The organism is Acinetobacter sp. LoGeW2-3 (assembly GCF_002688565.1).
Lineage (GTDB): Bacteria > Pseudomonadota > Gammaproteobacteria > Pseudomonadales > Moraxellaceae > Acinetobacter.
Map to the genome: position 1 here is coordinate 2,035,892 of NZ_CP024011.1, position 16,624 is coordinate 2,052,515.

The following is a 16,624-nucleotide window of genomic DNA, read 5'->3' on the forward strand; positions in this document are numbered from 1 at the left end:
GCAGATTATGGCTTAAACTTTTATTGTGCAGTGAAGGTAGAGGTAAAACTTCGTGCTTCACGGCGTGCATCTGGGTCAGATGGCATCGGGTATGGTGCAGCTGAACGTACTGCTGCTTCCACACTGGCTTTCATGTCAGGATCACTGGCATTCACGATCACAGAAACCACTGAACCGCTGTCACTGAGTGTGACTCGGGCAGTCGCTTTCTGACCGGAAGAACCAGCAGGCGTATCCCAGGCACGCTTGATCTTATTCTCAAAGTCACGTTTTGCTGTAGATGCAATTCGTTTCGCTTCAGCTTTTTTCTGCGCGGCTTCTTCTGCAGCGTGTTTAGCTGCGGAAGCTTTTGCTTCAGCTTCAGCTTCTGCATGTGCTTTGGCTTCGGCATCAGCCTTACGTTTCGCTTCAGCATCGGCCTGCGATTTTGCATTGGCTTCAGCCTTACGTTTTGCATCAGCATCTGCTTTGGCTTTTGCATCGGCAGCAGCTTTATTTTTCGCAGCTGCATCCGCTTTTACTTTGGCATCCGCCTCGGCTTTGTTTTTAGCAGCAGCGTCTGCTTTAGCTTTCGCGGCAGCATCAGCCTTACGTTTCGCTTCGGCATCAGCTTTCGCTTTTGCATCAGCGGCTGCTTTATTTTTCGCAGCAGCATCGGCTTTTGCCTTGGCTGCAGCTTCAGCCTTGGCTTTCGCCTGTGCATCCGCTTGCTGTTTAGCCGCTAAGTCAGCTCGCTTTTGTGCTTCAAGTTTTGCCTTTTCTGCAGCAGCAGCTTTTTGCTGAGCCTGCTGTTCTGCGCGGCGGGCAGCTTCCTGTTCAGCTTTTGATTTATTTGCAGCCTCGGCTTTTGCTTTAGCAGCCGCTGCCTTGGCCTGTTCTGCAGCCTCAGCACGTTTTGCGGCTTCTGCTGCCTGCTGTTCAGCTTTACGCTGTGCTGCTTCTGCAGCTTTCGCTTCTTGTGCTGCTTTCTGAGTATCTACTTTTGGCGCAGGTGGCGTTGCAGGGGGTACAACTGGCGGAGAAGCATTTGGAATAACCGGTGCTTCAACTGTAGGCTCTGCAGTTTGTGTGATCTGTTCTGCGACATTTTCATGAGCAGTTTCATCAAACTCAGTTTCTTCACGCGTGACCGGTTTCAGGTCTTCAGGATTAACCAGTACGGTTTTAATCTGTTTTGGTGGTTCTGGCGGCTTACTCATACCCAGATAAAGTAATCCTACCACAGCGACTGCATGGACTCCAATCGTGAATCCAATCGCAAGCGCTTTCTGTTTAGAGGGTGGCTTTTTAAAATCTTTCATAAATTACTTTATAGGTGCGGTAAGCAAGCCGACTTGAGTCAGACCGGCATCCTGTAGGGCAGACATGAGTTGCATGACTTCACCATAAGGACGTGACTGACTACCGTTAATGAGTACACTGAACTGTTTATTATTTGATTGAGCTTCATTTTGTGCATTGGTTAGCAAAGTTTTTAGCTCGTTCAAAGTCAGTATTTCATCATTATGATTTTTATCGTTTAGTTTTAAAGAGCCATCTTCCATTAAAGAAACAATGGGTGGGTTTGCATCATCCAATTGAATGGGGTTGTTGTTGGCTTGAGGTAAGTCAACTTTAACGCCAGTCGTGATCATCGGTGCCGTCACCATAAAAATCACTAAAAGTACTAACATCACGTCAATATAAGGCACGACGTTCATGTCACTTTTCAGTGGTTTTTTAATACGCTCAAAGCGTCCTGAACGTTGAATTGCCATTAGTCATTGTCCTGAGGCTGGCCAAGTGACTGACGTTGTAATAGGGCGATCATTTCTTCTGCGAACAGGGCACGATCCGAATAAAGCGCTTCACCTTTAGCGGTGTAATGGTTGAATGCCAATACCGCTGGAATTGCGGCAAACAGACCGATTGCAGTCGCAATCAATGCTTCAGCAATACCCGGAGCTACAGTCGCCAATGTAACTTGATCTACATCTGCTAAGCCAATGAATGCATTCATGATGCCCCAAACGGTACCGAACAAACCGACATAAGGTGCAACTGAACCAATACTCGCCAAGGCTCCTAAGCCATTTTCCAGGCCACCTTGATCGCGGCTTAAACCGACACGCAGAATACGTTCAGTACCTTCAATCGACTGAGTGGTAGAAGCATTGCGTTTTTTCAGTTTTAGAAACTCGCCTAAGCCTTGATAGAAGATATCTTCCAGACCGGTACGTTTAGAGTTTAGCTGGGCATTGTTATAGAGGGTATTCAGCTCAGCGCCAGACCAGAAGATTTTCTGAAAATGTTCATCTTCGGCCTGGGCTTTTTTGTAGCCCATGTAAAGCTTGGCAATCAGATACCAGCTATACAGGGATGCCAGTAAAAGAGACAGCATAACCAGTTGTACAACAGGGCTTGCTTGTAAAATAAGATCTGATACTTGTAGGGATGATGCTAACTCAGTTGCCATAGTGTTTACATGTGCCAATTCATTTTTTTAATCTTGTTCCAATTCTTGTCGAATCAGGTCGCGTATTTCATCAGGTAGGCGACGTGGACGCATATCAGCGCCGATACAGGCCAGCTCTACCTCACCCGATGCAAGCATGATTTCACCACGATAAATATTCTGTTGCAATACAAAAGATGAAGCTTTAAGTGAAATTACACTCGCAGTGACGGTAATTAAGTCATCCATCAGAATTGGGCGTGAATATTTCACGTTAATCTTGTGTACAACAAAGTTGTAATCTTTTTGATGCCAGTAATGGCTGATGCCTGATGCACGCAGCCATTCGGTACGTGTACGTTCCATAAAGCGAATATGATTGGCGTGATAGACAATGCCACCCGCATCTGTGTCTTCAATATAAACGCGGATATTGAATTCAAATTTATTCGCCATAATGCTTTTCCATTGGTTTTACATGCAGATTAGTGCTGATTTCTGCACCTAATTTTGAGCTTAGAATTTGCCCAAATTAGGCTACAAGTCAAGTGATATCAGGCTGGGCAGTTTAGCATACTGGCTTTTTTGACCAATGGCACAAGATTTCAAAGACGTGAGAAATTTTGCCTATTACACACGTTATGGAAAAGAATATTAACAACCAAAACTGATTAATTCATTTAAACAGTCCGGCATTGCACTGGATGGTTGTCACGGTCGCCTTTAAAGAAAATCGATTGTGTATCACGATTAATAGAAAGCACATAATTTTGACTGCTTTGAGGATAATCTCGATCAACCCAGCGAATTTGAGGAAGTTGAAGCAGAGATTGAGCGTTAATGTATACCGTCGAGGCTTCGTCATTCCAGCAGGAATTTTCGGCGCAAATCGAAACATATTTATGATTATTGACCGAGATTCTTAATTTATCAGGGGAAGAGCTAGAGTAATTTTGACTGCAATTTTGATGCTGGCAAAGACTTTGCAAGATTGCATTGTTGCACTCCCAGACATCTTTGGCTGATGTATGGAGTGGAAATAAGACGATGCTTATTGCCATTAATACTGTCTTCATGAGTGTATCCTCATAAAAGTGTTTTTTATTCTTAACTCATTTTTATCTAAGAAATATTTTTTTAAGGCTATTATTTGATTTTTTATTTAAATGAATTAAGGCTTATATTTTGAGTGTGGAATTTCAATCACCATGTGATGAAGATCTTGAAATTCTTATGCTCTTATTAAAATTTAAATCATAATTTTTTATTATCTAGGATTGTTTGAGGTTAAATGTGTTAAACACAGTAAGGAATTAAGAGTGTTTGTAATAGAAATAACTATTAGAAAAAATTATTTTTAATTAATATTTAAATTAATTTTTAATGGATTTATATTGTTAATATAAAAACTATAAATTTATGATTTTGATTTTATAGAGGGTAGATAGAGTGGGTAGCATTGTATGAGAGGTTGAAAATAACTTTTAAAATACTGCGTATTATAAAAATGCATTTAAATACTTTTATTGAATACCTTTAATAAAGGTATTTTCTATTTAAATTTCTTCTGATTTACAGATAAGAGGGAGAATAAATCCTGAACCTAATAAGCTGCCTACTTTCTCAGTTTTATCTATAGAAATAGAAAATTTTTCATCTCTTACTTCATCATTATTCCAAACGAGTTGTTGAGTGAAATAATGATCAAAAGTTTTTGATTGGGTGTATTTTGTTTTTCCGCTCCAGCAACCTGAATAAGCACAAATATTGATTTCTTGATTATTGCTAATGTGTATATCAAAAGGCGTAAATTGTTCAGTTTGGACCTGACAATTTTGCTCAGTACATGAAATCTCAGCATACTTATTGGTGCATTGCCAAGATGTTTGAGCATAAGGGGCAGAGCAGAGTAATGCTAAGGTTAATAGTAGAAGACTATTTTTCATTTGATATACACATTTATCTAAGAGAAGGGAGTATTTTCTCCCTTCAATATTATTTATCTTTCGGCTCAGGCGGCGTCATTCCAAACTGTAAATAGGCCATATTGGTTGCAATACGACCGCGCGCAGTCCGCATCACATAACCTTGTTGAATCAGGTAGGGTTCAATCACATCTTCCAAAGTACCTGAATCTTCAGCCATTGCAGCAGCTAAAGCCTCAACACCCGCAGGACCACCGTCAAAACGTTCAAGCAGCATACTGAGGTAACGACGGTCTAAAGTATCTAAACCATCTTTATCGACTTTCAACATATCCAAAGCACGTTGCGCCATGTCCTGATTCACTTCACCTGTGCCTTTGACTTGCGCATAATCACGTACACGACGCAGCAAACGGTTGGCAATACGCGGTGTACCACGTGAACGACGAGCGATTTCTTTCGCACCATCTTCGGTCATTGGGACATCCATGAGGCTGGCAGAACGTTTCACGATGTGAGTGAGGTCATCAACGGAATAGAATTCTAGACGTTGTACGATCCCGAAACGGTCACGTAATGGAGAAGTCAGCAGACCGGCACGTGTGGTTGCAGCTACTAAAGTAAACGGTGGTAAATCCAGTTTAATAGAACGGGCAGCAGGACCTTCACCAATCATGATATCCAGTTGGTAATCTTCCATCGCTGGATACAAGATTTCTTCGATCACTGGGGATAGACGGTGAATCTCATCAATAAACAGCACGTCGCCTTCTTCCAGGTTGGTCAGCATTGCTGCCAGATCGCCAGCACGTTCCAATACTGGACCAGAAGTGGACTTTAAGTTACCGCCCATTTCGCGGGCAATAATATTTGCCAATGTGGTTTTACCTAGACCAGGAGGGCCAAAGATCAGGGTGTGATCGAGGGCTTCTTCACGGCCACGCGCTGCACCAATGAAGATTTCCATCTGTTCACGGACCACAGGTTGACCGATATAGTCATCGAGGGAAGTTGGACGGATGGCACGATCAAAGTGATCTTCGGGTTTTTCAGAACCACTGATGAGACGGTCTTGCATATCTTTTGAGTTAATCTCTATGGTTTATTTGAGGTGAATAAAGTCATAGCCTCAAAACGCACTTGGAATTTCTATGCCATTGTGTAGGCATGCTCTTACTTTTGATAGGGCAAAAGTAACAAAACCCTTTGCAGAAATAATGGCACATCCTATGCCATATTTCTGCGGCAGCATCCATGCTGCCTTCTACTATCCATTTTTCAATGAGCGTTGATATACGTCTTAACGATTCATTGACTTTAATGCTGCACGGATAATGTCGCTGGCTTCAGTAAAGTCACCTTTGGCAGCATTGACCAGTTTCTGTGCTTCAGCCGGTTTATAACCTAAAGACTGTAATGCTGCTTCAGCTTCAGCCACAGCTGAATTGCCCATAAACTGGATTTGTGGAGCTGTGGAATTGGTTGGCGCTGTGCCAGCCGACATCGCTTTAAAGCGATCACGCAGTTCGATCATGAGGCGTTCAGCAGTTTTTTTGCCCACACCCGGCACTTTAACCAAGGTATTTATATCTTCATTTTCAACGGTATGAATCAGCATTTCTACACTTAAGGTAGAGAGAATGCCAAGTGCCATTTTCGGACCAACACCGTTGACCTTTAATAAAGTGCGGAAAATGGTTTTTTCTTGAGCATTTAAGAAACCATAAAGTAACTGGGCATCTTCACGAACTGCTAAATGCGTCCAAAGGGTAATTTTCTGACCTTTTTGCAGCTGGCAAAAAGTAGTTAGTGGTGTATCAATTTCATAACCTACGCCATTTACATTTAATAAAACAGTCGGTGCTTCCAGCGCCAGCACTTCACCAATCAGACATCCAATCATTTTTTATAAATACTCAATTTCAATACGGGCATAGTAGTCAGCATTTGTCTTAAAGGCAAAATACTGCAGTTCAAAATTCGTAGATTTGCTGAGATTATCAGCAAAACTTTCACCTAATTAAAGTAATCCTGCCTTATTACCATGAAGTTCTTGCGCCAGGTTATAAGCCTGATGGTCGGATAGCTTGGAAATAATATCAAGCACCTGCATGATATTGTCATAATGGTCTGCATGGAACTGGGCGCCGGAACGATTCAGAATCGCCATCAGACGTTGTTCCTTAAAACTTAGATTTTTGTGCGGTGTGGTCAGTGGGATAAAAGCATCCAGAATGGTTTGCAGGCTTTGATGGGCAATAATTTCTAGTCCCGCTTTTTGTGGATGCTCAAAGATTTTATCGCGCGCAAGTTCTTTGGCACGGTTAATCCCGATTTCAATATCTGAACTGCAATAACCCAGCAATGAACCTTTGAGCTGACCCATTAAGATTTCCTGCTGATGATGGGCAAACGCCGTGGTGACTTCAGCGACTAGACGTTTCATTACCCGACCACGCAGAGCAGCAATCTTCTGTTGCCAAGTAGTATCCGGCATGCTGATCTCGGAAGGCGTGCCATAATCACCTAGCAGATTCAGGAATACTGGTTCAACTTCGGCGTAACTCAGCATATTCAGGCTGATACCATCTTCCAGATCAATCAGGGCATAGCAAATGTCATCCGCAGCTTCGAGCAGATAGGTCAGAGGATGACGACAGTAGCGATATTCACCCAACTGAATCAAACCAAGCTGTTCAGTAATTTCTTTAAGAATCTCTTTTTCTGACTGATAGCAACCGAATTTTGGACGACGGCTGGCCGGCGTATTACCTGTCGGATCGATGGTCTGCGATAGCCATGGATACTTTAAATAAGCACCCAGCGTGGCAAAGGTGAGACGCATACCACCATCATTGGGATGATAGTCAATCTTGGTCAGCAGGCGCAGACCTTGGGCATTGCCTTCAAACTGACGAACATCGGCTTCCTGTTCTGGACTTAGGTTTTTCAGGAAATCAGTATGTGAAGCATCATCAAACCATTCACGGATCGCGTATTCACCTGCATGACCAAAAGGCGGGTTGCCAATATCATGCGCCAGACAAGCCGCCTGGATAATCGCACCGACATCGGCTGGTGAAATCCAAGGCGGTAACTGATCTTTAATTTTTTCTGCCGCTAGCATACCCAATGAACGGCCAATACAGGACACTTCCAGTGAATGCGTTAGACGGGTATGAATGCCATCATGCTGTGTAAGTGGATGTACTTGGGTTTTACGGTTCAGCTGGCGGAAACTTTGCGAAAAGATAATGCGGTCATAGTCCTTATGAAATGGACTGCGCGCCAGTTCAGAACTTTGTTTTTTGCTGCCAATACGGACAGTGGAGAGTAATTCCAGCCAACGCATTTGAGTCATTTATCATTATTCAATCAATTCTTTAACGCATGATGCCAAAAATGGAGATAAAAATATATGGAGTTGCGACATAAGTTGCCGTCTTAAAGTGAAATAAGAATAGGGCGTTTTTTAAAAGATAATTTTAATATTGAAGTGCCTCAAGAGAGGACCAGAAATATTTATTTTCAAATATAAAGGGATTTTTAAAGATCTTTAGCGCACTAAAAACTAAGAAAAAGGCTTTCCATCAAGATAAATTTGTTGTTGAAAAATAATACAACTTTGCGAGTAAAAATAAAACTTTAGCGGTTTTGATTTTTCTGCAAGAAAATGTGTTAATCTAATCGACTACATTAAATTTTTTTAACTGAAAATAAAAGTAATATTTTAAAAATCTAGATAGTTTAGCGGTCAGATTTATCAATTCCTCACTAGCTGATTCCCGTATTTCACAGTAGAATATGCGCTCTCTCAAGTCACATTGTGGCATGGTCGCTCGATCATCCCGTGGAGCCAAAATCAGCATGTTTATCGTTGCCGGTGCACCTGCACATTCTTCTTTTAAGAAAACTCAACTACTTTCGCGTTTGTCGTCAATTAGTTCTGTTCAATCACTAGAAAGTCAATTCGTTTATCTTTTTGACCAAGCGCTCAACGAGCAACAACAGCAATCCGCTTTACAGCTTCTCAACGATGGTCAATCATTTGAACTGCGCCAAGCTGCAAGTGATGAAATCCAGATTCTTGTAACACCGCGTGTCGGCACGATTTCGCCGTGGTCGTCGAAAGCGACAGATATTTTCAAGAATTGTAATACACCGGTTCATCGTCTTGAACGCGGTGTTTTGTTTACTTTGAAGGGCATAAAAGAGCTTTCTAAAGAACAATTACAGGTGTTGCACGACCGCATGACTGAAAGCGTTTTCAATGCGATTGAAGATGCTGCTGCACTATTCACTGAAACTGCACCAAAACCTTTGAACTCGATTGATATTCTGGGTCAAGGTAAAGAAGCTTTAGTAAAAGCCAATAATGAGTTTGGTTTTGCGTTATCTGAACAGGAAATTGATTACCTGACAGAGGCGTTCACTAAATTGGGTCGTAACCCGAACGACATCGAACTGATGATGTTTGCTCAGGCAAACTCTGAACACTGCCGTCACAAAATCTTCGGTTCTGAATGGACGATTGATGGTGAAGTTCAGCCATTGTCATTGTTCCAAATGATCAAGAACACTTATAAAGAATCACCTACAGATGTCTTGTCAGCATATAAAGACAACGCATCGGTGATTGTTGGTTTTGATACGCAACGTTTCTACCCAACCAAAGAAGACAACGGTCATCAGGTTTATAAATATAAGAGCCAGGCTGCTCACATCCTGATGAAAGTGGAAACACACAACCACCCAACAGCAATTGCACCATTTGCCGGTGCTGCCACAGGTTCAGGCGGTGAGATCCGTGATGAAGGCGCGACTGGTCGTGGTGGTAAACCAAAAGCTGGTTTAACTGGTTTTACCGTATCTAACCTGAATATTCCTGGCTTTGAACAGCCTTGGGAAGAAAATTACGGCAAACCATCGCGTATGGCATCGCCACTTCAAATCATGATTGAAGGTCCATTGGGTGGTGCAGCGTTTAACAACGAATTTGGTCGTCCAGCCTTAAATGGTTACTTCCGTACTTTCGAACAAAATGTCAATGGTGAAGTGAAAGGCTTCCATAAGCCAATCATGATCGCAGGCGGTTACGGTAACATCCGTTCAGACCATGTAGAAAAAGATGCGATTCAACCAGGTGATCTACTGATCGTTCTTGGTGGTCCAGCCATGCTAATTGGTCTGGGCGGTGGTGCAGCATCTTCTGTAGACAGCGGTAAACTCGGTGAAAACCTGGACTTCGCTTCTGTACAACGTGAAAACCCGGAAATGGAACGCCGTTGCCAAGAAGTGATCGACACTTGCTGGCGCATGGAAGATGAAAACCCAATCGTATCTGTGCATGATGTCGGTGCGGGTGGTATTTCAAACGCGATGCCAGAACTTGTAAACGATCACGAGTTAGGTGCAGTACTTGATCTTCGTAAGATCCCATCGCTTGAGCCAGGCATGTCGCCAATGGAAATCTGGTCAAATGAAGCGCAAGAGCGTTATGTGCTTGCGATTCGTCCAGAATCTCTACCGTTATTCGAATCAATCTGTGCGCGTGAACGTTGTCCGTTTGCAGTACTGGGTGAAGCAACTGAAGCACGTCATCTGACTGTTGAAGATCCATTGTTCGGCAACAAACCAGTGGATATGCCAATGCAAGTGATGCTTGGTGGTACACCACGTATGAGCCGTTCATATGAAACTGCTCCGCGTAAAGGCGATGACTTTGATGCATCTAAAGTGACTGATCTGAAAGATGCGATTTATCGCGTGATCAAGAACCCGACTGTGGCATCTAAATCATTCCTGATCACTATTGGTGACCGTTCGATTACTGGTATGGTGGCACGTGACCAGATGGTTGGCCCATGGCAGGTTCCTGTAGCCGATGCTGCGGTAACTACGACTAGCCTTGTAGGTTACACAGGTGAAGCAATGGCCATGGGTGAACGTCCACCAGTGGCATTGTTAAACCCAGCTGCATCTGCACGTTTATCTGTAGCTGAATCGATCTCGAACATCATGTCTGCGAAGATTGATCAGATCAGCGATATCAAACTGTCTGCGAACTGGATGGCTGCTGCTGGTCAACCGGGCGAAGACCAGGCCTTGTTCGAGGGCGTAAAAGCCATCGGTATGGAAATGTGTCCAGCACTGGGTATCGCCATTCCTGTTGGTAAAGACTCGCTTTCAATGCGCACCACCTGGAATGACGAAGGTGAAAACAAGTCTGTGACTTCTCCAATGTCAGGCGTGATCACTGCATTTGCACCTGTAACTGATGTTCGTAAGACATTAACCCCTGAACTGAAAAATATTGAGTCTGTACTGGTTCGTATTGATCTGTCTAAAGGTCAGTTCCGTCTAGGCGGTTCGATCCTGGCTCAAGTGTATAAAGCCATCGGTTCTGTGACTCCTGATGTTGATAGCTTCGATGACTTCAAAGCATTCTTCGCACTGGTTCAAGACTGGAACAACCGTGGTCTGATCAAGGCTTACCATGACATCGGTGATGGTGGTTTATTAGCGACTGTTGCGGAAATGATGTTTGCTGCACGTCTAGGCGTGGCACTAGAAGATCAATCAGTTGAAGCATTATTTGCTGAAGAAATCGGTGCAGTTCTGCAAATCGCGAAAGCGGATTGGGAAGCTCTACAAGCAGAAATTGCTACTTCTACTCTGAAAGAAGCGATTTCAGTTGTAGGTACAGTGAATAACTCTGACCAGTTATCTGTAAATGGTCTGGTACTTGAACGTGCTGACCTGCAAGTAGCTTGGACTGAAGTTTCTCATCAAATTCAGCGTCTGCGTGACAACGTAGAAACTGCAGATCAAGAATTTGCATTAGTTACTGATAAATCACACAAAGGTTTAATTGCTCAACCGACATTTGATCTGAACGAGCAAATCGAAGCACCGTACATTAACTCACGTCGTCCAAATATGGCGATTCTGCGTGAGCAGGGTGTGAATGGTCATGTAGAAATGGCAGCAGCATTCGATAAAGTCGGCTTCAATACAATTGACGTACATATGAGTGACTTGCTTGCTGGCCGTATCAGCCTGGATGACTTCGAAGGTCTGGTCACTTGTGGTGGCTTCTCTTACGGTGACGTATTGGGCGCAGGCGGTGGCTGGGCGAAATCAGTATTGTTCAATCAGCAACTTCGTGACCAGTTCGAGAAATTCTTTAACCGTCAGGAAACCTTCTCTCTGGGGATCTGTAATGGTTGTCAGATGTTGTCTCAATTGGCTCCACTGATTCCAGGTGCAGATGCTTGGCCTCGTTTCCATCGCAACAAGTCAGAAGTATTTGAAGCACGTAGCGTCAATGTTCGTGTAGAGAAATCTCATTCTGTATTGCTAGAAGGTATGGAAGGTTCAATTCTTCCAATCGCTGTGGCACATGGTGAAGGTCGTGTAGTTGCATCAGCTGAAAGCATTGCTGCATTGAATGCTAACAATCAGGTGATCATGCGCTATGTCGATAGCCAGGGTAATGCGACTGAGCAATATCCATTGAACCCAAATGGTTCGCCTGAAGGGATCTCTGGTGTAACTTCGAAAGATGGTCGTGCGACTATCCTGATGCCACACCCTGAGCGTAACTTCCGTGCGATCCAGCACTCTTGGAAACCAGAAGACTGGGATCAGGACGGTGCATGGTTACGTATGTTCCGTAATGCACGTAAATTCATTGGCTAATCTGATTTGGCTTGAAAAAAGGGTCGCAGCAGCGGCCCTTTTTTATAATTTGAACTTATGGGAAGTTAGTAAAACTAGAAAAATCATTTACTTTTGTTTAGACTAGCTTCATCAATTGCCACCAGTGGGTGGCTTTTTGCTTTTTAAGCAGTTTGAAACATTTATTTAATTTTCTCCCGCTGAACTGGTTTAGATTTTGCTTTTATATCTGCATAGAAGTGATATTGTGTAAATAATGCGCAATATTTATGCACTTTAAAGGAAAGATGGTATAGATCAGTTCAGTATCAATACTCAAGAATGAGGTGATGACATGGCTAAAACACTCAGAATAATGGATAGAACAGAATTACGTCAGAAAGGTTGGTGGTTATTTGGTTTTGTTGTTGGCCTACAGGTACTGTTCTTGATAGGTAGTTATTTGCTACAGGGTTCTTGAGCATCAGATTTAAAAAAGCCACCGAGAGGTGGCTTTTTATATTTAGAGGATACAAGGATTTACTTTTGACGGGGCAAAAGTAACAAAACCCCTCTGTCAGACTGATGGGACGTCCTTGTCCCACAGTCTGACAGGCGACATCCATGTCGCTGGGCATATAGTTATATTTAGTCTTTAAAACTACTCTCGTTAAAAGTGGGGATGCTAAAAGTTTATGGATCTAAAATTTTGCAGGATAAATTAGAAAGATAATTCTCTTTTAAAACCAAAATTTACTAATATCATATAAATGATTTTCAATTTTAAATGGAATGAGACTATGGAAAAGTCAACACAATATGGTTTGCCCCCAATGGTTGGGGAAATTAGTTCAAATGGTGTTGAATGGAAGAGGATGACAGGTCTCAAATATGAACAGTTAGGTTACTTTTTATCATGTCATTTGATCATTGAACATTATATTGATGAGTATTTAAAAATTAGATATGAAGATTTAGAATGGACTAATGCGAAACTTTCTTTTAATAGCAAATTAGCTCTAATTTCCAATTTTTTGAATCACGGTAAATATAAAGACTGCATTTCGACAATAAAATATATGAATAGTTTAAGAAATAAGGTGAGCCATAGAGTTGGCTTTCAAATAACTATTGAGGATCTGCAACCTTTAGTAAAATATCTAAAAACAATTTATGAAAATCAAAAAGAGGTTTCAGATAATATATTTGAAATTTTAGATGAATTTACTAGTATGGTTTGTGTCTCTTTTGCTGGGAGTATTAGTAGGCATGCTAGAAAAGTAGAATATTATCAGAATAAATAAAGACCACCTTGCGGTGATCTTTTCTCGGATTCCTAAACGATCAACTGAACTTGCTTTAACACCGCTTTTAGCGTATTTACATAATCAAACTGATCATTACTACTGTCCTGATAACGCCAAGCGACATAACCATCCGGACGAACCAGAACTGCCCCCGATTCATGGATTTCAGATTTAGCATTCCAGGTACCATAGACATCACGGTAGTCACGTGAACCAATCTGAATTACATCCAGATAAGGCAGATTCAATGATTCAGATGCCTGTTTCCAGCCTTTACCTGATAAACCTGTGAGCAGGGTAAAACGGCCTTTACCTGTAATATCCAAAGTTGATTGCTTTTGACCATTAGCATTGATTAACCAGGTATGTGGTACTTTGGCACCTGGACGCGTGGTTGCTTGCAGATATAACTGCTGATCACGTTCAAATCTTTCAGGCTCAGATTCACTGATGACTGCATTCGATGTATAGCGTTGATTCAGCTCTACGCCTTGAGCATTAAACTCATAGTTTTTGACAGCTAATGCTTTAAATAGTTTCTGGCGAATTTCAGCACCTTGCTCATCTTCCGCAAAAATTCGTTCTAACATCTGCTTTTGAGTCGTGATGCCATGATCGAAACCAAAAACTTCTTTCAGGTATTTATAATCAAAACGCGATTGATTGGCACGTGCGACAATTTGCTTACCTATAGGTGCACGTTCAGCTGTATAAGAATCGAGTAGGGACGGTGCTGCCCAGCCTTTGACTGCATAGGCCAGTTTCCAGCCTAGGTTAAAAGCATCCTGCATACAGGTATTAGAACCTAAACCACTGGATGGTGGATGACGGTGTACCGCATCACCGCCACAGAACACACGGCCTTTAGAATATTCAGTTGCCCAGGTCTGGTTTACATACCAGTAGGACAATTTCTGGATCTCGACTTCTTCGACTTCAGCACCGACAAAGGCATTCAGACGGGCACGAACCTGTTCTTCAGTGACTTGTGGCTCACCTTTGGAAATGTCAAAACCCCAACCCATAATCCATTCATTCCAAGGTGTAATAGCACGTAATAGTCCCATACCCAAGTCGCCAAAGCTGGCTTCAGGATTGACGATCCATTGCAGAATGGCAGGGCGGTGCTGTACGTACTTGGTCAGGTCAGCTTTAAATGTCACATACACTGTGCCCGCACGTGCCATCACGCCTTCAAGCGGTAAATCAAGCTGTTCCAGTACACGTGACTTGGCACCATCCATACCCACCAGATATTTGGCTCTTAAATTGAATTCAGTATTGGTAATTCGGTTCAGGAAGGTCGCAATTACACCATTTTCATCTTGCACATGCGACAGGTATTCAGTGTTGAAATTATAAATCGCGCCACGCTCGCCAGCATTTTTCACCAGTAATGCTTCCATTTTCGGCTGAATCAGATCGACCAATGGACATGGACTGCCTTTAAGATAATCGCCATGACGTTCATCACCAGTACCCCAAGCACTCATACGGGCAATTTCTTCACCGACCAGACTTGTAGTAATCAGGCTTTCACCCATCTGATCCCAAGGCGTGGCAATTTCCTTGACCTGTTCTTCAATCCCAAGATCACGCAATACTTCCATGGCACGCTGGTTAGTGATATGCGCACGTGGACTATTTGCCAACCAGCTAAACTGGGTAAAGAGCTGGACCTTTACACCATAGTTCGCCAAGGCTAAGCCCAAGGTTGAACCAGCAGGACCAGTACCAATAACCAGAACATCAGTGTCATAATGCTGTGTCATACAAGACTCCATGTATATGAGTGAAGATTGGGCAAAAATATTTCGTAATGAAGTCTAGTTAAACAATATGCGCTTATATACGAGTATTCATATAAACTATCTAACTATTCTTATTTTCAATACTTCGATTCAGCTCGTAAGATATCGGCTTTTTCGGCAAGCAGGCAGGCTATGGAACTTCGACATTTACGTTATTTTATTACCGTGGCGCAGGAGCAGAGTTTCACTAGGGCTGCTGAAAAACTGTTTACGGCTCAACCCTCTTTAAGCCAGCAGATTAAAGATCTGGAGCAGGAAGTTGGCGTTAACCTGTTTGAACGTTCTTCACGGAAAATACAGTTAACCGATGAAGGCAGAGCCTTTTTAGCCTATGCAGAAAAAGCTCTGGAAAATGCCAAATTGGCCGTTGCATCAGCACGACAGGTGGCCCAGCAGAAAAATAACCAGATTCATATTGGTTTTCTGAATGTTGCCGAACTAAAAGTCATGCCACATATTTTGGCAAAGCTGAAAAAGACCATACCAGATTTAAAAATTCATCTTCATAGCCTGTTCTGTCTGGAACAGCTTCAACGTCTAAAAAATGCCGAACTAGATCTAAGTATTACCCGTTTTCAGATGGATCATCCGGATTTTGAAAATATCCATTTATTGACGGAACAAATTCACTTGGTTGCAGCCAAGCATTTGCACCCAACCGATCGGGTACTAAAATTACAGGAACTGAAAAATCATACGATTATTATGTGTGATCAGAATGCATCACCCGTATTTTATGAAAGACTCAATGCATTGATGTCTTTTGATCAGCTAAAGCACGATCAGGTGTTGTGGGCGACCAATGTGCTACAGCATATTAACCTGATCAATATGGGCATGGGTTTTAGCTTTGCTCCCGATTATTTATTACGTTTCCTGAATGATGAAGTGAAAGTGATTCAGACAGATCGACCTTTACCCCAGGTAGAACTATATGCAACATTTAACAAGAACTCTCAAAATCCAGCATTGAATATTATTACTCAAGCCCTTAACAATAAAGTAAATGCTTGAAAAAATTGTAGGGATATATGCTTAAACTAATTTATTACGTACCAGATGAACATCTAGAAAAAACCAAGCAGGCTGTATTTGCAACAGGTGCCGGTGGTATTGGAGATTATGCCGAGTGTGCCTGGCAGGTTTTGGGAAAAGGCCAGTTTAAACCATTAAAAGGTGCTGATCCTTTTATTGGAGAAGTGGGTGAACTGGAAGAAGTTGAAGAATGGCGCGTGGAAATGATTGTCCCGGATGAAAAGGCGGTAGAAGTCGCCAAAGCCTTAAAAGGAAGCCATCCTTATGAAGAGCCAGCTTTTGAGTTTATTCAGCTACTGGATATCAAAGTCTAAAGTCGAAATATTATCTACAATCTATTTCATCTCGGCACGTTCACTTTAGCGCGCCGTCAGTCTACATTTAAAAAACAGTCAAACTGCTTTTGTTATTATAAGATTTGCCATAACGCTCCAAATAAAAAATACAATAAGG

General features: G+C 42.4%; 15 protein-coding genes. 5 read left to right on the forward strand and 10 right to left on the reverse strand.

Annotation, left to right across the window (positions count from 1 at the left end; all coding sequences use genetic code 11):
• Window positions 1–20 precede the first annotated feature (20 nt).
• The 9 genes from tolA to BS636_RS09810 form a co-directional block, all read right to left on the reverse strand.
• The gene (gene tolA, locus BS636_RS09770; RefSeq protein WP_099338576.1) at window positions 21–1,301 is read right to left on the reverse strand and encodes a cell envelope integrity protein TolA; all 1,281 of its coding nucleotides are present in this window, start codon (window positions 1,299–1,301) and stop codon (window positions 21–23) included.
• A gap of 3 nt (window positions 1,302–1,304) precedes the next feature.
• Window positions 1,305–1,757 carry a protein TolR gene (gene tolR, locus BS636_RS09775; protein WP_099338577.1) on the reverse strand — a complete coding sequence of 151 codons (453 nt, stop codon included), beginning with the start codon at window positions 1,755–1,757 and terminating at the stop codon, window positions 1,305–1,307.
• A complete protein-coding gene (gene tolQ, locus BS636_RS09780; RefSeq protein WP_099338578.1) occupies window positions 1,757–2,455 on the reverse strand; it encodes a protein TolQ in 699 nt (232 codons plus the stop codon). The genes tolR and tolQ overlap by 1 nt, the downstream gene beginning before the upstream one ends.
• 27 nt (window positions 2,456–2,482) lie before the next feature.
• Window positions 2,483–2,890, reverse strand: a complete 408-nt coding sequence (gene ybgC / locus BS636_RS09785) for a tol-pal system-associated acyl-CoA thioesterase (RefSeq protein ID WP_099338579.1) — start codon at window positions 2,888–2,890, stop codon at window positions 2,483–2,485.
• A 224-nt stretch (window positions 2,891–3,114) separates the two neighbouring features.
• Window positions 3,115–3,510, reverse strand: a complete 396-nt coding sequence (locus BS636_RS09790) for a hypothetical protein (RefSeq protein WP_099338580.1) — start codon at window positions 3,508–3,510, stop codon at window positions 3,115–3,117.
• A gap of 480 nt (window positions 3,511–3,990) precedes the next feature.
• Window positions 3,991–4,380, reverse strand: coding sequence for a hypothetical protein (locus BS636_RS09795; protein WP_099338581.1), 390 nt, complete (start codon window positions 4,378–4,380; stop codon window positions 3,991–3,993).
• Between the two features lie 49 nt (window positions 4,381–4,429).
• A complete protein-coding gene (gene ruvB, locus BS636_RS09800) occupies window positions 4,430–5,437 on the reverse strand; it encodes a Holliday junction branch migration DNA helicase RuvB (protein WP_099338582.1) in 1,008 nt (335 codons plus the stop codon).
• 222 nt (window positions 5,438–5,659) lie between these two features.
• A complete protein-coding gene (gene ruvA / locus BS636_RS09805; RefSeq protein WP_099338583.1) occupies window positions 5,660–6,262 on the reverse strand; it encodes a Holliday junction branch migration protein RuvA in 603 nt (200 codons plus the stop codon).
• Between the two features lie 117 nt (window positions 6,263–6,379).
• Window positions 6,380–7,720 (reverse strand): deoxyguanosinetriphosphate triphosphohydrolase, encoded by a 1,341-nt coding sequence (locus BS636_RS09810; RefSeq protein WP_099338584.1) that lies wholly within the window; start codon window positions 7,718–7,720, stop codon window positions 6,380–6,382.
• Between the two features lie 506 nt (window positions 7,721–8,226).
• Here BS636_RS09810 and purL point away from each other — a divergent pair.
• From purL to BS636_RS09825, 3 genes are all read left to right on the forward strand, one after another.
• Window positions 8,227–12,060, forward strand: a complete 3,834-nt coding sequence (gene purL, locus BS636_RS09820; RefSeq protein ID WP_099338586.1) for a phosphoribosylformylglycinamidine synthase — start codon at window positions 8,227–8,229, stop codon at window positions 12,058–12,060.
• Between the two features lie 313 nt (window positions 12,061–12,373).
• Window positions 12,374–12,499 carry a KGW motif small protein gene (locus BS636_RS16560; RefSeq protein WP_322871759.1) on the forward strand — a complete coding sequence of 42 codons (126 nt, stop codon included), beginning with the start codon at window positions 12,374–12,376 and terminating at the stop codon, window positions 12,497–12,499.
• 319 nt (window positions 12,500–12,818) lie between these two features.
• Entirely contained in the window at window positions 12,819–13,322 is a 504-nt protein-coding gene (locus tag BS636_RS09825; protein ID WP_099338587.1) for a hypothetical protein, read from the forward strand.
• A gap of 32 nt (window positions 13,323–13,354) precedes the next feature.
• Here BS636_RS09825 and BS636_RS09830 read toward each other — a convergent pair whose 3' ends face one another.
• The gene (locus BS636_RS09830; protein ID WP_099338588.1) at window positions 13,355–15,097 is read right to left on the reverse strand and encodes an FAD-dependent monooxygenase; all 1,743 of its coding nucleotides are present in this window, start codon (window positions 15,095–15,097) and stop codon (window positions 13,355–13,357) included.
• 171 nt (window positions 15,098–15,268) lie between these two features.
• Here BS636_RS09830 and BS636_RS09835 point away from each other — a divergent pair, with 171 nt between their 5' ends.
• Both BS636_RS09835 and BS636_RS09840 read left to right on the forward strand, forming a co-directional pair.
• Window positions 15,269–16,150 (forward strand): LysR substrate-binding domain-containing protein, encoded by an 882-nt coding sequence (locus BS636_RS09835; protein WP_099338589.1) that lies wholly within the window; start codon window positions 15,269–15,271, stop codon window positions 16,148–16,150.
• 17 nt (window positions 16,151–16,167) lie between these two features.
• On the forward strand, window positions 16,168–16,485 hold the full coding sequence (locus BS636_RS09840) for an NGG1p interacting factor NIF3 (RefSeq protein WP_099338590.1): 318 nt from the start codon (window positions 16,168–16,170) through the stop codon (window positions 16,483–16,485).
• The last annotated feature ends 139 nt before the right edge of the window (window positions 16,486–16,624 follow it).